This is a genomic window from Flavobacterium eburneipallidum (genome assembly GCF_027111355.2).
Classification (GTDB): Bacteria; Bacteroidota; Bacteroidia; order Flavobacteriales; family Flavobacteriaceae; genus Flavobacterium; species Flavobacterium eburneipallidum.
Genome location: NZ_CP114291.2, coordinates 568,051 through 587,309 on the forward strand (window position 1 = coordinate 568,051; position 19,259 = coordinate 587,309).

The 19,259-nt window shown below is 34.4% G+C and carries 17 protein-coding genes; 6 read left to right on the forward strand and 11 right to left on the reverse strand.

What is annotated here, in order from left to right:
- Positions 1-327 precede the first annotated feature (327 nt).
- A complete protein-coding gene (locus OZP15_RS02375; RefSeq protein ID WP_281336904.1) occupies positions 328-2,745 on the reverse strand; it encodes an efflux RND transporter permease subunit in 2,418 nt (805 codons plus the stop codon).
- 184 nt (positions 2,746-2,929) lie between these two features.
- Between OZP15_RS02375 and OZP15_RS02380 the strand changes: the two genes are divergently transcribed.
- On the forward strand, positions 2,930-5,197 hold the full coding sequence (locus OZP15_RS02380) for a cation:proton antiporter (protein ID WP_281336905.1): 2,268 nt from the start codon (positions 2,930-2,932) through the stop codon (positions 5,195-5,197).
- A gap of 60 nt (positions 5,198-5,257) precedes the next feature.
- On the opposite strand, the gene frr is transcribed toward OZP15_RS02380, so the two are convergent.
- The 8 genes from frr to OZP15_RS02420 form a co-directional block, all read right to left on the reverse strand.
- The gene (gene frr / locus OZP15_RS02385; protein ID WP_269226909.1) at positions 5,258-5,821 is read right to left on the reverse strand and encodes a ribosome recycling factor; all 564 of its coding nucleotides are present in this window, start codon (positions 5,819-5,821) and stop codon (positions 5,258-5,260) included.
- A 90-nt stretch (positions 5,822-5,911) separates the two neighbouring features.
- Positions 5,912-6,619: a UMP kinase gene (gene pyrH, locus OZP15_RS02390; protein WP_269226910.1), complete on the reverse strand. Its 708-nt coding sequence runs from the start codon at positions 6,617-6,619 to the stop codon at positions 5,912-5,914.
- A gap of 148 nt (positions 6,620-6,767) precedes the next feature.
- Positions 6,768-7,103, reverse strand: a complete 336-nt coding sequence (locus tag OZP15_RS02395) for a type II toxin-antitoxin system RelE/ParE family toxin (protein WP_281336906.1) — start codon at positions 7,101-7,103, stop codon at positions 6,768-6,770.
- Positions 7,079-7,243 carry a hypothetical protein gene (locus tag OZP15_RS02400; RefSeq protein WP_281336907.1) on the reverse strand — a complete coding sequence of 55 codons (165 nt, stop codon included), beginning with the start codon at positions 7,241-7,243 and terminating at the stop codon, positions 7,079-7,081. The genes OZP15_RS02395 and OZP15_RS02400 overlap by 25 nt, the downstream gene beginning before the upstream one ends.
- A 600-nt stretch (positions 7,244-7,843) precedes the next feature.
- Positions 7,844-8,536: a tRNA pseudouridine(55) synthase TruB gene (gene truB / locus OZP15_RS02405; protein ID WP_269226912.1), complete on the reverse strand. Its 693-nt coding sequence runs from the start codon at positions 8,534-8,536 to the stop codon at positions 7,844-7,846.
- Positions 8,536-9,333, reverse strand: a complete 798-nt coding sequence (locus tag OZP15_RS02410) for an undecaprenyl-diphosphate phosphatase (protein ID WP_269226913.1) — start codon at positions 9,331-9,333, stop codon at positions 8,536-8,538. Before OZP15_RS02410 ends, truB begins: the two co-directional genes overlap by 1 nt.
- A 71-nt stretch (positions 9,334-9,404) precedes the next feature.
- Positions 9,405-9,644: a DUF3098 domain-containing protein gene (locus OZP15_RS02415; protein WP_269226914.1), complete on the reverse strand. Its 240-nt coding sequence runs from the start codon at positions 9,642-9,644 to the stop codon at positions 9,405-9,407.
- A 38-nt stretch (positions 9,645-9,682) separates the two neighbouring features.
- Positions 9,683-10,558, reverse strand: a complete 876-nt coding sequence (locus OZP15_RS02420) for a cell division protein FtsX (protein ID WP_269226915.1) — start codon at positions 10,556-10,558, stop codon at positions 9,683-9,685.
- A 163-nt stretch (positions 10,559-10,721) separates the two neighbouring features.
- Between OZP15_RS02420 and OZP15_RS02425 the strand changes: the two genes are divergently transcribed.
- Together OZP15_RS02425 and OZP15_RS02430 are read left to right on the forward strand one after the other, a co-directional pair.
- Complete coding sequence (locus tag OZP15_RS02425; RefSeq protein ID WP_281336908.1) at positions 10,722-13,766, forward strand: leucine--tRNA ligase; 3,045 nt, start codon at positions 10,722-10,724, stop codon at positions 13,764-13,766.
- 368 nt (positions 13,767-14,134) lie between these two features.
- A complete protein-coding gene (locus OZP15_RS02430; protein ID WP_269227854.1) occupies positions 14,135-14,815 on the forward strand; it encodes a zinc metallopeptidase in 681 nt (226 codons plus the stop codon).
- Between the two features lie 83 nt (positions 14,816-14,898).
- Here the strand turns inward: OZP15_RS02430 and OZP15_RS02435 are convergent, their stop codons facing one another.
- Positions 14,899-15,648, reverse strand: coding sequence for a uroporphyrinogen-III synthase (locus OZP15_RS02435; RefSeq protein WP_281336909.1), 750 nt, complete (start codon positions 15,646-15,648; stop codon positions 14,899-14,901).
- Positions 15,649-15,661: 13 nt separating this feature from the next.
- On the reverse strand, positions 15,662-16,333 hold the full coding sequence (locus OZP15_RS02440) for a DUF4271 domain-containing protein (RefSeq protein ID WP_269226916.1): 672 nt from the start codon (positions 16,331-16,333) through the stop codon (positions 15,662-15,664).
- 299 nt (positions 16,334-16,632) lie between these two features.
- On the opposite strand from OZP15_RS02440, the gene OZP15_RS02445 reads away from it, so the two are divergent.
- The 3 genes from OZP15_RS02445 to OZP15_RS02455 are packed head-to-tail and all read left to right on the forward strand — an operon-like array spanning position 16,633 to position 19,256.
- The gene (locus tag OZP15_RS02445) at positions 16,633-17,358 is read left to right on the forward strand and encodes a polyprenol monophosphomannose synthase (protein WP_269227855.1); all 726 of its coding nucleotides are present in this window, start codon (positions 16,633-16,635) and stop codon (positions 17,356-17,358) included.
- A 21-nt stretch (positions 17,359-17,379) separates the two neighbouring features.
- Positions 17,380-18,720, forward strand: a complete 1,341-nt coding sequence (locus tag OZP15_RS02450; protein ID WP_281336910.1) for a dihydroorotase — start codon at positions 17,380-17,382, stop codon at positions 18,718-18,720.
- A gap of 5 nt (positions 18,721-18,725) precedes the next feature.
- Positions 18,726-19,256 (forward strand): DUF4296 domain-containing protein, encoded by a 531-nt coding sequence (locus OZP15_RS02455; protein ID WP_269226917.1) that lies wholly within the window; start codon positions 18,726-18,728, stop codon positions 19,254-19,256.
- The last annotated feature ends 3 nt before the right edge of the window (positions 19,257-19,259 follow it).

A 19,259-nucleotide genomic window follows, 5' to 3' on the forward strand; every position in this document is an offset into this window, starting at 1 on the left:
AACAGTATTGTTTAATTCTTGAAAATGCCGAATTCTTTTTAGTATTTCGAAAAAAACACAATAGTTTTTTGATGAAGTATTATTCGTTTAACCCGTTGGGTGTAATTCAATTTAGATTTTTTAAACGCATAGAAACATAGGTTTTTATTGATTTTCGAAGTCGCTTCGCTTATTTTTAGTAAATCATAGCTATGTGAATCCAATGAATTGGTCTATATAACTCTTTTTCTTATGTTTCTATGCGTTTAATTTACAAGAATGCCAATTATCAAACAAAAAATCCCACTTTTCAGCAGGATTCCTTGTTTAATAGTATGCTATAAAATGTTATTTATTTTTTTTCAACGCATCAATTTCTTCATCGCTGTGTTCGAGAATATCAATTTTAGGTTCGATGAATTCTTGTTCGTTTGCTAATGTTTTGTTTAGGGTTAAAACCAAAGCAGGCAATAACATTAAGTTAGACAGCATTCCGAACAATAATGTCAAAGAAACGAGTCCGCCAAGTGCAATGGTGCCTCCAAAACTAGACAGCATAAAGACCGAAAATCCAAAAAACAAAACGATAGAAGTATAAAACATACTCAAGCCAGCATCGTTGAAAGTAGCATAAACCGATTTACGAATTTTCCAGTTGTTTTTCTTTAATTCTTCCCGGTATTGCGCTAGGAATCGAACGGTATCATCAACCGAAAGTCCAAAAGCAATTCCGAAAACCAATATCGTTGACGGCTTCAACGGAATATCAAAAAAGCCCATAATCCCAGCGGTTAACAACAACGGCAATAGATTTGGAATAATAGATACCAATATCATTTTGAACGAACGGAACATAAATCCAATTAAAAGTGCCGTTAGGAAAAAAGCAAAAATCAAAGATGAAAGTAAATTATCCAGCAAGTAAGCAGTTCCTTTCTGGAAAACCAGTGCTTTTCCTGTAATGGTCACATTGTAGCGATCTGGAGGGAAAATTTTATCGGCTTCTTTGCGAATTTCAGCTTCGACAATAGGCATCACTCCACCATTATCATCTCGCATAAAAGTGGTGATTCGGGCGAATTGACCTGTTTTGTCCACATAACTTTTCATCAAATCACCTTTTGCATTTTTGGTCGCATTTTTGGCATACGACAAGATGAAGGATTGCTCTTGTGAAGTTGGTAGTTCGTAATATTCTGGATTTCCGTTATAATACGCTTGTTTGGAATATTTGACCAAATTGACAATCGAAATGGGTTTTGATAATTCAGGAATTTCATCAATAGCTGTTTCCAGTTCTTCCATTCGCTTGAGCGTTGACAGTTTCATTACGCCTTTTTTACGCTTGGTGTCAATCATAATTTCGAGAGGCATCACCCCGTCAAATTCTTTTTCGAAGAAGAGAATGTCTTGAAAAAACGGAGCGTTTTTCGGCATATCTTCGATGATACTTCCTGAAATACGCATTTTATAAATTCCGATAATACTAATAACAAGGAGCGAAACGGCAACGACATAAATAGAAAATCGATTTTCCTTCACATTGCGTAAAATCCAATCCATAAACCATTTTACATAACCACGATCCAAATGTTCGATATGACGGTCTTTTGGGGCAGGAATATAACTGTGAAAAATAGGAATTACAATAATACACAAAAAGAACAAGGCTAAAATATTGATAGAAGTTACATTTCCGAACTCAATAAGTAGTTTGTTATTCGAAGAAATAAAGGTAAAAAATCCAATGGCTGTGGTTACGTTGGTCATCAAAGTTGCCATACCCACTTTGGTCGTAACACGTTGCAGGGCTTTGGCTTTATTACGATGTACTTTGTATTCTTGGTGGTATTTATTGGTCAAGAAAATACAATTCGGAATTCCGATCACAATAATTAATGAAGGAACCAAGGCGGTTAAAACCGTGATTTCGTAATTTAACAATCCCAAGAAACCAAAAGACCACATTACACCAATAATTACGATTAGTATCGAAATTAACGTAGCTCTAAAACTTCTAAAAAAGAAAAAGAAAAGTAGGGAAGTGACCAATAATGAAGCTCCGATGAAAAGACCGATTTCGCTGATAATGGTTTGTGCATTCAGCGTTCGGATGTAAGGCATTCCAGAAACACGCAGGTCGATGTTGGTTTCTTTTTCGAATGTTTCTACCGCTGGAACTAATTTTTTTAGGATAAAATCTTTTCGAGCTGGTGTGTTTACAATTTTCTTATCCAAATAAATGGCAGAGCGAATCGTACCTGATCTTTTATTGAACAATAATCCTTCGTAAAAAGGCAAATCGTTAAAGAGTTCTTTTTTGATTTTTTCTAGATACCCTTTATCTGTAGTTTTAGTTTGATCGACAAAAGAAACCAATTCGAATTTTTGAAGCGAATCGTTTTTTTGTAATTTCTTTAAATCATTAATCGAAATTACCAAATCAACTTCTTTGTTCACTTTTAGCGAATTCATCAATTTTGCCCAAGCAGTGTATGCTTTTGGAGTAAAAAAAGTTTTGTCTTTTACGCCAATAATGACCAGATTTCCTTCCTCGCCAAATTTTTCTAAAAAGGCATTGTATTCAATGTTGACGATATTATCGTCAGGTAACATATTGGCTTCTGTTTGAGTAAAATGGATATTTTTCCATTGCATTGCCAATAAGACTGTTACCAAAGCAATTATCGATAACATTAAAATTCTATTTCGAAGTACTATTCGGGCAATTAATTCCCAAAATCCTAAACTAAACCACTTGATCATCCTATTTTTTTAAGCTCGGCAAAGGTAATTAAAAACTGTCCTATTGTATTGGTTTTTTAACAAAGCTTTTTGTTGGTTAAATTGTTATTTTTTTGTTTTTATTTAGTAATCAAAGTCTTTTTGTGTGTTGGAATTTATATATTTGAATCCATTATTTGGACGTACATATATCAGGTAATTGCTTATGAAAAATAACAAAAACACACTATTTTACATTCTGGTTACAGGCGGTTTTTCGGCTTTGATTTATTGGATTTTAAGCAAAGGAAAAGCTTTAGAAACCGGTAAAGAATTGCTTCAACCTGCAGTGGAAAATGGTCATTGGAATGATTTTATCAATTCGATGTCTGATAATTTGCATCATCCATTGGCTATTCTTTTGGCACAAATTATAACCATAATAATTGTGGCTCGTGTTTTTGGTTGGATTTTTAGAAAAATAGGTCAACCTTCTGTTATTGGCGAAATTATTGCTGGAATCGTTCTTGGCCCATCCCTTCTTGGACTCTATTTTCCTGAATTTTCTTTGACTTTATTTCCAGTAGCTTCATTGGGAAACTTGCAATTTTTAAGTCAAATTGGATTGATACTATTTATGTTCGTTATTGGAATGGAACTCGATTTGAAAGTGCTTCAAAACCGAGCCAAAGATGCTATAGTTATTAGCCATGCCAGTATTGTATTTCCTTTTGCATTAGGAATTGGTTTGGCTTACTTCGTTTATTTTAGATTTGCTCCCGAGGGTGTTGCCTTTTTGCCTTTTGCTTTGTTTATGGGGATTGCTATGAGTATTACGGCATTTCCGGTTTTAGCTAGAATTGTGCAAGAGCGAGGTATTCATAAAACTAAATTAGGTGCCATTGTGATAACCTGCGCTGCGGCTGATGATATTACGGCTTGGTGCATATTGGCTGCGGTAATTGCTATTGTAAAAGCGGGAACTTTTGTGAGTTCGCTTTACATTATTGGATTAGCGATGGCTTATGTTCTGGTAATGTTGTTTGTAATAAAACCATTTTTGAAAAAAATTGGAGAATTATACGAAACCAAAGATAATTTGAGTAAACCTGTAGTGGCTATTTTCTTTTTGACCTTAATTATTTCTTCTTATACCACTGAAATTATTGGAATTCATGCGCTTTTTGGAGCATTTATGACCGGTGTTATTATGCCTGATATTTCTAAATTCCGAAATCTTTTTATCGAAAAAGTCGAAGATGTTTCGGTGCTTTTGTTGTTGCCATTGTTTTTTGTTTTTACAGGTTTACGCACACAAGTTGGCTTGTTGAATGATTCTTATTTGTTACAAATTACAGGACTTATAATTTTAGTAGCTGTTGTTGGTAAGTTTTTAGGAAGTGCTTTAGCTGCAAAATTTGTGGGGCAAACTTGGCGTGATAGTATTGTTATAGGTGCGTTGATGAATACCCGTGGTTTGATGGAATTAATCGTTTTAAATATTGGATTAGACTTGGGCGTACTTACTCCTGAGGTGTTTACGATGATGGTAATCATGGCATTAGTAACTACTTTTATGACTGGACCAATTTTGAATATTGTTAATTATTTTGACAAAAAAGAAACAGAAACTATTGCCGAGTTTTCTATTCCAGATAAATTTAAAATATTAATTTCTTTCGGTAGTAATGAAAAAGGGAAGTCACTTTTGCGCTTGGCTAGCAGTTTAGTCAAAAAACAAAAAGACGCATCTACTATAACTGCGATGCATTTGACTTTGAGTGACGAATTACATTCTTATAATCTAGAAGAATACGAAAAAGATAGATTTAGTCCTATTCTCGAAGAATCCAAGGAGTTGAAACAAGAAATTACCACTTTGTTTCAGGCAACTGTAGATATTGAAACTAATATTGCTGATGTTGCTAATAATGGAGAATATGATTTACTTTTAATAGGCCTAGGACAATCTATTTTTGAGGGAACATTGCTGGGTAAAGTATTAGGTTTTACTACAAGAATTATCAATCCCGACCGTCTGATAGATAAATTTACAGGAAGAGAAGGTTTGTTCGAAAATTCTCCTTTTGACGAGAGAACGAGACAAATTATCTTGAAAACCAAGATGCCTTTAGGAATTTTGGTGGACAAAGAATTACAAGAAGTAAGGAATGTTTTTGTTCCAATATTTAATTCTGAGGATTCATTTTTGATGGATTATGCCCAAAAATTGATTTACAACAACAATTCTCATATTACAGTTTTGGATGTAAAAGATCAGATTGAATCGAATTTTATTTTGAAAAGCGCCATTCATTCATTGGAACAAAAACATCCTCAAAACATAGCATTAATGAAGGACAAAACAATTAAAAAAGAATTTTTAGAAAAACAAGATTTGATGATAATAAGTATCGAAAGTTGGAAAGCCTTGGTGGATTCTAGAAGTGTTTGGTTGACTAATATTCCTTCTGTTTTAATTATGAAACATTAGCTTAAAAAAAATCCGCTCTACTGAAGCGGATTTTTTTTGTGTATCTAAAAGAAAAGCTAATTAAACTTTCATAATTTCAGCTTCTTTAAGAACCAAAAGTTCGTCAATTTTTTTGATAAAACTATTAGTTAAGTTTTGAACTTCTTCTTCGGCACTTTTACAAATATCTTCGGAAGTTCCTTCTTTTTCTAATTTTTTAATATCAGTATTAGCATCTTTACGAGCGTTTCTGATTCCGATTTTAGCATCTTCAGCTTCAGCTTTGGCTTGTTTGGCTAATTCACGTCTTCTATCCTCGGTCAAAGGCGGAACGCTGATGATAACCACATCTCCATTATTCATCGGGTTAAAACCAAGATTAGCAATCATGATAGCTTTTTCTATAGCATGCAACATGTTTTTTTCAAAAGGTTGCAAAGTAATGGTTCTCGCATCAGGAACACTGATTTTTGATACTTGAGAAAGAGGTGTTGCTGATCCGTAATAATCAACAAAAACACTTCCTAGCATAGCAGGAGAGGCTTTTCCGGCACGGATGTTTAGGAATGATTTTTCTAAATGCGCAATAGAACCTGTCATAGATTCTTGGGTGCTGTCTAAAATAAATTCTATTTCTTCTGTCATGATTTTTTAATTAGTGTTCAGTATTCAGTATTCAGTATTCAGTGTTCAGTGTTCAGTTTTTACTGCAAACTGATTACTGACCACTGCTAACTATATGTTTACTTCTGTTCCTACGTTTTCTCCTTGACAAATTTTCAACAAGTTACCTTGTTTATTCATGTCAAAAATCACGATTGGTAGTTTGTTTTCCTGGCTTAAAGTAAATGCTGTGGTGTCCATAACATTCAATCCTTTTTTCAACACATCGTCAAAAGTAATGTAGTTAAATTTAGTAGCGGTAGCGTCTTTTTCAGGATCAGCTGTGTAAACGCCATCTACACGAGTTCCTTTTAGGATTACGTTGGCATTAATTTCTATTCCTCTTAAAACTGCAGCTGTATCTGTTGTAAAATAAGGATTTCCTGTTCCTGCTCCAAAAATTACAATTCTTCCTTTTTCAAGGTGACGATCGGCTCTTCTTTTGATATAAGGCTCTGCAATAGATTCCATTTTCAATGCTGTTTGCAAACGCGTTTTCATTCCTTTTTCTTCAAGTGCGCCTTGCAATGCCATTCCGTTTATAACGGTTGCTAGCATTCCCATATAATCGCCTTGTACTCTGTCCATTCCTGCACTTGCACCAGCAACTCCTCTAAAAATATTTCCTCCTCCAATAACAATTGCAATTTCTACTCCTTTGTTGTGAATTTGCTGAATTTCTTCGGCATATTCGGCCAGTCTTGTAGGGTCAATTCCGTATTGTCTTTCGCCCATCAAGGCTTCGCCACTTAATTTTAGAAGAATTCTTTTGTATTTCATTTCTATTTCTGTTTAAAATTTGGAGTCCTGCTTTCGCAAGTTCAAATCATTTTTCAATTTGAGTCGTGCAAATATAGTCATATTCTAATTTTTGAAAAAATGTTTTCTTAAAATTAATAATAGCGCTAGAATCGGTTGATAGAATGAATTAATCTATCTTTATTTTTCGAGTTTTTTGAATGTACTTAGGGGATCTGCTTCCGTGGAAAGCTCTCAAAACTTCTATTCGATGAGGTGTAATTCTGTAAATAATTAGGTAAGAACCCAAAATGATGTTGCGGTATATTTTAGATTTGGTTTCTAGATGTCGGCATTCCGGATGGAGGAAATAGTTCGATTCAAGATTACGTACAATTATTAATAAGTCTTCAAAAAAAGACAATGTTGCTTTTTCTCCAAAAATTGCTTCTCCATACTCAAAAATCCCTATGATGTCTTCAAAATAAAAGACCGAACGAACTACTTCTTTCTTTCTTGTCTCCATTTCTCAAATCGATTTAAAAACTCTTTTTCGTTTAAAAACGTCCCTTCTTCGGCTTCTTTAATCAAAGAAGCGAATTTTTTTTGAGACATTGGTTTGCCTGGAGTGGCAAGGTTTTTAGAGTTTTCGTTTTTCGTTTTCATTTGAAAAGGCATTTTGTTTTTTGAATCTAAAAATTTTTCAAATATAAAGATACTAAAAAAAAAAGATAGTTATAATACTAATTCATTCCACGGCATTCGCTTTTAAAATTATACCGCAGATTCGCAGATTTTAAAAATGAAAAGAGCTGTTTTATTTCGCTAATTTAAAAATCTGCGTTAATTTAATCTGATTTATGCTGTGAAAATCTGCGAATCTGCGGTGTATTTTGGTACTTAATGTTTCTTTTGTTTTAAAAGTGAATACCCTGAATTCATTCTTTTGAAATAGAAATGATTTTCGAATAGTGATTTGATTTTAAGCTTAATACCAAAAAAATATGCCTAATTTTATTGTTTAATTGTATTTTTTTGTAAATTAGTAATCCCAACCAAATCTATCCTTTGATTTACTTTTTTTATTGGTGTTTACTATTGTTTCACAATTAAAAAACAGCCAAATGAAAAATTTAAAAAATCTATTCGAAAAATTCTACGATGCTATTTCTTCACTATTATTTGGTGGTAAAAGCATGAGCCATTATTAATCATAAAAAATGATTGGTATAAGCTTCACAATATGTTGGCATTATAATGTGAATTTTAGTCTGCTAAACTTTGTTCAAATAAAGTGACGTCTATGGCATCATTTACATTATAATTGCCAATTTTTGTTCGGCGAAGTGCTGTTAAGTGCGAACCTGAATTCAGTGCTTTACCAAAATCGTAAGCCAAGGATCGGATGTAGGTTCCTTTGCTGCAAACTACTCTAAAATCGATTTCAGGCATTGCAATTCGAGTGATTTCGAATTCGTGGATGGTGGTTTTTCGGCTGGCTATTTCAACTTCTTCTCCAGCACGAGCATGTTCATATAAACGAACACCATCTTTTTTTATAGCCGAAAAAATGGGTGGTTTTTGGTCTATTTCACCCAAAAATTGTTTTACCGTTTCGTGAATTAAGGTTTCGTTAATGTGTGAAGTATCGAAAGTCTGATCAATTTCAGTTTCTAAATCATAGGATGGAGTTGTAGCTCCAATGTAGAAAGTTCCAGTGTATTCTTTGGCTTGACCTTGAAGTTCCGAAATTCTTTTGGTAAATTTCCCGGTGCAAATTAGTAATAACCCAGAAGCCAATGGGTCTAAAGTGCCAGCATGTCCTATTTTGAATTTTTTAGGCAATCCCGCTTTATTGATCAAAGCGTATTTTAATTTATTGACTGCTTGAAACGAACTCCAATGTAAAGGTTTGTCTATCAATAAAATTTGTCCGTTTAAATACTCTTCCGTCGTCATTAAATGATGGTCAATGGATGAATAAAATAATGAATTGCCAACAATACAATCCCTGCAATGATTCTGTAGTAACCAAAAACTTTAAACCCGTTTTTAGTCAAAAATCCGATGAAACTTTTAATGGCCAAAAGTGCCACGATAAAAGCTACTACATTACCAATAATCAATAAGTTGATTTGATCGTCAGAAAGTACGAATCCATCTTTATAATAATCGTAACATTTTTTTGCCGTTGCTCCAAGCATTGTTGGAACCGCTAGGAAAAACGAAAATTCGGCAGCAGTTGTGCGAGATAAATTTTGTGACATTCCACCCACAATCGAAGCGCCACTTCTTGAAACTCCTGGAATCATAGCCAAACATTGAAACATTCCAATTTTGAAAGCTTGAAGATAAGTGATTTCTTGAGCGGTTTCAGATGTGTTTGGATTGTTGAACCATTCGTCAACCTTCAATAAAATAATTCCACCAATCAATAACGAAATGGCAACTGTAACAGGATTTTCTAACAAAGAATCGATAAAATCACTCAATAATAATCCGAGAACCACAGCGGGAATAAAAGCGACTATTAATTTGAAATAAAAATCAAAAGATTGAAAAAAGCGTTTGAAATACAAAATAACCACCGACAAGATTGCTCCTAATTGAATGACAATCGTAAAAAGTTTGGTGAAATCTTCGTTTGCAATTCCAAAAAAGGAAGAAGCGATAATCATGTGTCCTGTTGAAGAAACGGGCAAAAACTCTGTAATTCCTTCAATAATAGCAAGGACGATAGCTTGTAATGTATTCATTTTTGAAAAAGTATTCAGTATTCAGTGTTCAGTATTCAGTCTATTGCTAACTAAATACGGAACACTGCAAACTATTTTTTAGGATTTTTAAGTATAGCATAAATGGTGATTCCAAAACCAATCAGAACGGTTGTTGGTGCCAAACGGATTCTTCTAAAGTTGAAGATATCTTCGTTAAAAACATTAGGATCTTCGCTTCCGCCACCTGACATTAGTATAAATCCAAGGGTTATCACAGCAATTCCAATCAATAGAATTTTGTAGTTTACTTTTTCAAAAAGGAATTCGGGTTTTTGTTCTTCGTTTTTCATTTTGTTTTTATTTTTTTACTGAACACTGCTACTGAACACTAGTATAAATCGTCTGTTCTTAAATTCAAAAATCGTTGTGTTGCAAAATAAGTACTTAACCAAGTAATCAAAACGCCTATTCCAAAAACGGATAGCAAAACTAATGCTACAAGCACTTTGTTATCAAGAATTCCTAAACCAGGAAAGTTAGTTTGGATATAAATCAAAACGCCAATGAGTGCTATTATAGCCAAACCTGAACCTATCATTCCTAATCGAACACTTCTTACTATAAATGGTTTTCTGATAAACGCTTTGGTAGCGCCTACCATTTGCATGGTTTTAATCGTAAAACGATGGGAATGAATAGACAAACGTAAGGAACTATTGATTAATAAAACAGCAATGAATGTCAAGAATCCACTGGTGATTAAAATCCACATACTCACTTTTTTGATATTATCATTGACCAAATTCACCAATTGTTTGTCGTAAACAATATCGGAAATCATAGCGTTTTTGCGCAAATTACTTTCAATTTTTGCGATGCTGTCGCGAACTACATAATCGGCTTTCAAATGAATATCATAAGAGTTTTGCAAAGGATTTTCGCCCAAGAAGGTCATGAAATCTTCGCCAATAATGTCGGTATGCTGTTTTGCTGCCGCTTCTTTGGTCACATAAACAAATGATTTTGCAAAACGAGCAGTTTTGAGTTCTTTTCCGAAAGCAGTAAGAGTAGTGTCTTTGGCTTCATTTTTAAAAAAGACGGTCATTGCAATTTCTTCTTTGAAATCGTCAGCCAGTTTTTTAGAATTAATAATGAAAAAGCCAAGTAATCCTAGTAAAAACAGCACCAGAAATACACTTAATACTACCGAGAAATAAGAGGAAATTAACCTGCGTTTTTGAAATTTATCAAAGTTAGAAGCCATAGTTTATTGTAATTATGCCGTAAAAATAACAAACAATTTCTTTATTTAAAGTTAATAACGCCCAAACTTTCAACTTTCGTACAATAAATGTAAATTTGCCACTCAATTTTTTAAAGCCATTTTAGGATTCAAAATCCTGAAAGAGTTAAATATAATATTTAAAATGAAATACAATCCGAACGAAATAGAAGCCAAATGGCAAAAACATTGGGCAGAAAACCAAACTTTTTCAGCTGAAAACAACTCCGAAAAACCAAAATATTATGTTTTGGATATGTTTCCTTATCCGTCGGGAGCGGGATTGCACGTGGGACATCCGCTGGGTTACATCGCTTCGGATGTGTATTCGAGATACAAAAGACATCGCGGATTCAATGTTTTGCACCCAATGGGTTACGACAGTTTTGGATTGCCGGCTGAGCAGTATGCGATTCAAACGGGTCAGCGTCCGGAAGACACGACTTCGGTGAATATTGACGGTGGCGTGGACAAAGAAGGAAATAAAATTGCGGGTTACCGTAAACAATTGGACAAAATCGGATTTTCATTCGATTGGAGCCGTGAAGTACGTACTTCGAATCCGGATTATTACAAACACACGCAGTGGATTTTTATTCAATTATTCAATTCGTGGTACAATAAAAATACTGATAAAGCCGAAGATATTTCAACTTTGGTTTCCATTTTTGCAACAGAAGGAAATGCGAATGTAAATGCAGTTTGCGACGATAATATCATTGGTTTTTCGTCAAGCGAATGGAATGCATTTTCATCTGATGAACAACAAAAAATTCTTTTACAATACCGTTTAACCTATTTGGCAGAAACTGAAGTAAACTGGTGTCCAGGATTGGGAACGGTTTTAGCAAATGACGAAATCGTAAACGGCGTTTCAGAACGTGGTGGTTTTCCGGTTATCCGCAAGAAAATGACCCAATGGAGTATGCGAATTTCGGCTTATGCAGAACGTTTGTTGCAAGGTTTGGACACGATTGACTGGAGTGAATCAATAAAAGAATCGCAAAGAAACTGGATTGGAAAATCAGTTGGCGCAATGGTTTCTTTCAATGTGCTTCCGTCAACCAACAACCAACAACCATCAACTATTTCAGTTTTTACTACAAGACCTGATACTATTTTCGGAGTTACGTTTATGACATTGGCACCGGAACACGAATTGGTTTCTCAAATCACAACTCCTGAACAAAAAGCAGAAGTGGAAGCTTATATCGAAAAAACCGCAAAACGTTCCGAAAGAGAGCGTATGGCGGATGTAAAAACCATTTCGGGAGTTTTCACGGGAGCTTATGCAGAGCATCCGTTTACCAAAGAACCCATTCCGGTTTGGATTGGGGATTATGTTTTGGCTGGTTATGGAACAGGTGCTGTTATGGCGGTTCCTTGCGGCGATGAAAGGGATTATGCTTTTGCGAATTTCTTCAAAGGTCAAAACGGAATGCCCGAAATCAAAAACATTTTTGACAAAGATATTTCAGAAGCTGCTTTTGGAGCGAAAGAAGGTTTTCAATTGGTAGATTCTGATTTTTTAAACGGATTGGGATACAAAGAAGGAACGAAGAAAGTCATTGCAGAATTAGAAAAAATAGGTCAGGGAAAAGGGAAAATCAATTACCGTTTGCGTGATGCCGTTTTCTCCCGCCAAAGATATTGGGGCGAACCCTTTCCGGTATATTATGTGAATGGCTTACCACAAATGATTGATGCGAAACATTTGCCAATCGTGTTGCCGGAAGTAGAGAAATATTTGCCAACCGAAGACGGATTGCCTCCATTAGGAAATGCTTCTGTTTGGGCTTGGGATAGTTTGCAGTGTTCAGTGGTCAGTACGCAGTTGGTAGATAATGTGACAATATTTCCTCTTGAATTGAACACGATGCCGGGTTGGGCGGGAAGTTCGTGGTATTGGATGCGTTATATGGACGCCAAAAACGAAGGTGAATTTGCCAGCGAAGAAGCATTGAAATATTGGGAAAGCGTGGATTTATACATTGGCGGAAGCGAACACGCTACAGGTCACTTATTGTATTCCCGTTTTTGGAACAAATTCCTAAAAGACAAAGGTTTTGCACCAACAGAAGAACCATTCAAAAAACTGATTAATCAGGGAATGATTTTGGGGATGAGTGCTTTTGTGTATGGATACTGGGTTACATTTAGTAATCATACTCCATCTAGTATCTCTGCAGGAAAAAAACTTATTGCAGATGATGTAAAAGACTCATTTTTATTGTTAGTTTCGAAAAGTGATTTTGAAAAAGATGATTATCAAGAACTAGATAAATGGATATTAGAAAGATACCCTAATTCAATATCTTCTGCTGAAATTGATAGAAATAAATCATCTAAAAATATTTTTAGATTTGAAAAAGTAAAACAACACGTAGATGTTTCGATGGTTAATTCTTCTGATGAATTAGATTTTGAGAAATTTAAAGCGTGGAGAGATGTAAATTATAATGCAGAACTTTTCGAAAACGACAAATACATCGTTGGTCGCGAAGTCGAAAAAATGTCGAAATCGAAATACAATGTAGTTACTCCGGATGATATTTGTAATGAATACGGAGCTGATACTTTGCGTTTGTATGAAATGTTTTTAGGGCCATTGGAACAAGCGAAACCTTGGAACACGGCAGGAATTTCAGGAGTTTTTGGTTTCCTTAAAAAATTATGGCGTTTGTATTTTGACGAAAATGGTTTAATCGTAAACAACGACGAACCAACGAAAGACAACTTGAAATCATTACACAAAACCATCAAAAAAGTAGCAGAAGATATTGAAGGTTTCTCTTTCAACACTTCGGTTTCACAGTTTATGATTTGTGTAAATGAATTGTCAGCGCAAAATTGTCATTCTCGTGCGATTTTAGAACCATTAGCGATTTTGATTTCGCCTTATGCACCACACATCGCCGAAGAATTGTGGGCTCAATTAGGAAATTCAGGGTCTATTTCAACCGTTGAATTCCCGGTTTTTGAAGAAAAGCATTTGGTAGAATCAGAGAAAGAATATCCGGTTTCTTTCAACGGTAAAATGCGTTTTACTATCACATTGCCTTTGGATTTAACCAAAGAACAAATCGAGGAAATCGTAATGAAAGACGAAAGAACCCAAAAACAATTGGATGGAAAAACACCAAATAAAGTGATTATCGTTCCAGGGAAGATTATTAATTTGGTTGGTTAAAAAATCTAGTTTCAAATACTAAAATTCCAAATTCCAAAAACAGTAGTTAATTGGAGTTTGGTTTTTTTTTGCTCCTAGTTTGTCATTCCGTAGGAATCTATTTTTCAAGTCAATTGTATCATGAGATTCCTACGGAATGACAAAATTGTGTGTGCTTATTTGTTTGTTCATTGGCAAGAATTATTTAATCCAATTTGTCACGCTGAAAGCGTCTCAACATTCGAGAGCAATCTATTATAGAGGTTTCCAGCGTGACAAATAGCAAGAATAAATTTAGCATCAATTTAACGGATGTCAAATTGGCATTTTCTAAATTTGGTTCACAATTTGATGCTTATTTTGAAACAAGAAACATAAAAAATAAAAATATGGGAATGAGTTATTTAATTCTTGCTGGTGTTATTATGCTGGCAAGTTGGTTAGTGAGTTCTACACTAAAAAATAAATTTGAATTTTATTCGAAACTGCATTTGCAAAATGGAATGTCAGGACGCGAAATCGCCGAGAAAATGCTTGCCGATCACGGAATTTATGATGTAAGAGTAATATCGACTCCGGGTCAGTTGACAGATCATTACAATCCTGCAGATAAAACTGTAAATTTAAGCGAGGCGGTTTACAATCAGCGAAATGCAGCAGCAGCTGCGGTTGCGGCTCACGAATGTGGTCACGCAGTGCAACACGCCACGGCTTATAGTATGTTGACTTTGCGTTCGCAATTGGTGCCAATCGTCAATGTGGCTTCTAATTATATGCAATGGATTTTGCTTGCGGGTATTTTGATGATTAAAACGTTCCCAGGTCTTTTACTGATTGGAATCGTAATTTTTGCTGCAACAACTTTGTTTTCGATTGTGACATTGCCAGTAGAATATGATGCGAGTAATCGGGCTTTGGCTTGGCTAGAAAACAAAAGAATGCTGACACAGCAGGAACAAGCCGGAGCAAAAGATGCCTTGAAATGGGCTGCCAGAACTTATGTAGTTGCTGCTTTAGGTTCGATTGCTACTTTATTGTATTACGTTTCTATTTATATGAATAGACGATAATAGAAAAATTCTAAAACTAAAAAATTCCAAATTCCAATCGTAAATTGGAGTTTGGAATTTTAAATATTTTAGAATTTAGGAGTTTATTTTCCTTTGTTCGCTTCTGCAATATATTTTTCTAAAGCCATTGTCATAGAAGGTGTTCCTGGTGTTGGAGCCATAATATCGACTCTTAATCCTTTGTCTAAAGCTTCTTTTTGAGTGGTACTTCCAAAAACAGCAATTCTGGTGTTGTTTTGCTCGAAATCTGGAAAATTCATAAACAATGATTTGATTCCAGTTGGGCTAAAGAAAGCTAAAACATCATAATAAACATCCGCCAAATCAGACAAATCACTCATTACAGTTCTGTAAAAAACAGCTGGTGTCCAATCTACTTTTAAGGCGTTCAAAGTTACAGGTGCATCGGCATTCAATTGATCTGAAGCGGGTAATAAGAATTTTTCGTCTTTGTATTTTTTAATCAAAGGAGACAAATCGGCAAAATCTTTTGGTCCTACGTATATTTTACGTTTTCTATACACCACATATTTTTGTAGGTAAAAAGCAATGGCTTCTGACTGGCAGAAATATTTCAATCCTTCTGGTACTTTGTAACGCATTTCGTCAGCTACTCTAAAGAAGTGATCCACTGCATTTTTGCTGGTTAAAATAATTGCCGTAAAATTGTTAAGATCAATTTTTTGAAGTCTAATTTCTTTTGCGCTAACACCTTCTACGTGAATAAAAGGTCTGAAATCAACTTTTATTTTGTGCTTTTGTTGTAGCTCAAAATAGGGAGAGTTCTCCACTTTAGGCTCAGGCTGTGATACCAAAATTGTTTTCACTTTCATAATTTGACATTTTCTATGTAATACCTTTTGTAAACCAATAATACATGAAATAATAAGGTGCTATTTCGAGAGCGCAAAGATATAAAATAAAATAAAACAACTTACTGAATATTATATTTTGATAATTTTTTATTGAAATTAAATAGGTTAAAATATTGATTATTATAACTATAACGATAATAATTGTCAAAAAAATTCTAGAAATGGAGTCGTAATAGAATAGAATAATATTAACAGGCAGGATGAATAATCCCATATAAGTTCTAAAAGTAAGCTTATGCAAATTGAATTGCTCTACAAATTCTTCCATTTCGAAGGCTGTTCCAATAATTTTTTCGATTAAAAATTTAGATAAAATAAAGAAAACCAACAACGTAGTGATTTGAATGTGTAAAACCCAATCTGTTTTTGATCCAAATCCGAAAGTAGCAAACGAAAGTTGAATAAAAAAAGCCAGAGAGATGATTTGAACAAAAAATAAAGAAATAGTAAAGCCACTTTTCAAGTTGCTACTTTCTTTGTAGATACTAGTATATTTATCAGAGTAAATTAGTTTTGCAAAATCACTAAATCTGCTTTCAAATGCTGATTTTGTTATTGCAATCACGGCAAATGAAAGTACAAACAAGACAGTTGCCCAATCCTTGTTTTCGATTACCCTTAAATGAAGTATGTTATCCACCATAAGTTTGCAAAATTACTAATTTTTTATTGCCTTTTTTATCAGGGTATTTACTTTTAAATTTCCCACCACGAATTAATTTTAAAACCGTGTAGAATTCGTGGAATTGAATTTAATTCTAAAAAAATTAGTGACAATTGGTGTAATTTGTGGCTAATATTTTTATACTTAAATTGACCTGATTTAAAAATACAAATATACATCAAGAACGTCGATAGCCATTCCTTTTGAAAACAAATAGTATCTTCATTGGAATCAAATCGCATAAAAAGTTTACTTTTGCGTTGAAATTATTCGAAAATATGAACGATTGTATTGTTATAATTCCTACCTATAACGAAATTGAAAACATCGAAAGCATTATTAGGGCAGTGCTTTCCCAACACAAACCTTTTCATGTTCTTATCATAGACGACAACTCTCCCGACCACACAGCCGATAAAGTAGCCGTGCTACAATCGGAATTTGAAGGTAGATTGTTTTTAGAAAAAAGAACTGGAAAATTAGGTTTAGGAACCGCTTATGTGCATGGTTTCAAATGGGCATTGGAGCGCAAATATGATTTTGTTTTCGAAATGGATGCCGATTTTTCTCATAATCCAAATGATTTAGAAAAATTATACGATGCTTGCCATTTTGGAGGATCAGATTTAGCCATCGGTTCTCGTTATGTAACGGGAGTAAATGTGGTCAATTGGCCTCTAGCTCGTGTATTGATGTCTTATTACGCATCAGTTTACGTGCGATTTATAACTGGAATGAAAATTCACGATGCCACTGCAGGATTTATTTGTTACAAAAGAACCGTTTTAGAAACCATCGAATTGGATAAAATAAAATTCGTAGGTTACGCTTTTCAAATAGAAATGAAATACAGAACTTTTTGCAAAAAATTTAATATCACCGAAGTTCCTATTATTTTTACCGATAGAACCAAAGGACAGTCCAAAATGAGCAGTGCCATTTTTAAAGAAGCGGTTTTAGGAGTGATTATACTCCGTTTAAAAAAATTATTTAACACCTTATAAATAGGACAAACGAAAGAGAAAATGAATAGGGTTTTAATCAAGAATGCCAAAATAGTCAACGAAGGAACTATTTTTGAAGGCGATGTTTTAATTGAAAACGACTTAATTGTCGAAATTTCGGAAAGCATCAGTGCCAAATCATCTGAATGCAAGATTATTGATGCCGAAGGCAATTATTTAATGCCCGGAGCCATTGACGATCAAGTACATTTTAGAGAACCAGGATTGACGCACAAAGGCGATATCGAATCCGAATCGAGAGCTGCTGTTGCGGGTGGAATTACCTCTTTTATTGAGCAACCCAACACGGTTCCCAATGCGGTAACACAAGTTCTTTTAGAAGAAAAATACCAATTAGCAGCCGATAATTCCTTTGCGAATTATTCGTTTATGATGGGAGCAACCAATGATAATTTGGACGAAGTGCTCAAAACCAATCCAAAGAATGTGGCGGGAATCAAAATATTTTTAGGTTCCTCAACAGGAAATATGTTGGTAGATAACGAGGTAATTTTAGAACGTATTTTTGCCAGTACTCCGATGCTAATTGCTGTGCATTGCGAAGATGAAATGACTATCAAAAACAATTTAGAAAAATACAAAGCCGAATATGGAGATCAAGTTCCAGTAACGGCACATCACTTGATTCGTAGTGAGGAAGCTTGTTATTTGTCTTCATCCAAAGCCATTGCACTTGCCAAAAGAACTGGAGCAAGATTGCATATTTTCCACCTTTCGACAGCCAAAGAAATGGAGCTTTTTACCAATAAAATTCCATTAGAAGACAAGAAAATTACTGCCGAAGTTTGTGTGCATCATTTGTGGTTTACCAATGATGATTATGCAACCAAAGGAAATCTAATTAAATGGAATCCTGCTGTAAAAACAGAAAATGATCGAAAAGTGTTATGGGAAGCTTTAGTAGATGGTAGAATTGATGTCATTGCTACTGATCACGCGCCACATACTCTTGAAGAAAAAAAGAAATCCTATCTCGAAGCTCCGTCTGGAGGACCATTAGTGCAACACGCTGTTGTAGCTATGTTTGAAGCCTTTCATCAAGGAAAAATTACTGTAGAGAAAATCGTAGAGAAAATGTGTCACAATCCAGCCAAAATTTTCAAAATCGAAAAACGAGGCTTTATCAAAGAAGGCTATTATGCTGATTTAGTAATTGTCAATTCAGGTTTGCCGTGGAGTGTCAAAAAAGAAAATATTCTCTACAAATGTGGATGGTCACCCTTTGAAGGATTCACTTTTAAATCTCGAATTACGCACACATTTGTTAATGGGCAATTGGTTTATTCCGCCTTTAAAGTAAAAGATATTCGTGCTGGAAAACGATTGTTGTTCAATAGATAAAAATCATGAAAATCAGATTAGTATTGCCGTTTTTAGTAATTTTTGCTATCCTTTTGAGTTGTAAAAAGGAAATAGCAAAAGTTCCCAATCGTCTTATCGAAAAAGAAAAAATGGTCAATATTATGTATGATATGGCGGTTCTGGACGCAATGAGAAATCAAAATCCAAGCTTGTTGGATTCTTTCAAAAATAATTCGAACGCTTATATTTATAAAAAACACAAAATCGATAGTGTTCAATTCGCTCAAAGCAACATCTATTATGCAGCCGATTTTAAAGCATATAAAAAGTTGTATGAGCAGGTTAAAATTCGATTAGAAAAAGAAAAAATATTGACCGAAACCATCATCAAAGCCGAGAAAAAGAAAGCGGACTTATTAGTAAAGAAAAACAAAAAACTGAAGCTCAAAAAAGAGGCTGATTCTATCAAAAAAGCAAAACGAGAGACCGCTAAGCAAAAGATGAAAAAAGAAATGGATTCGTTGAAAAAGATTGTGGCAGAAGAAAAAAAGAGGCGAGTTCAAATAAAGAATTAAAGC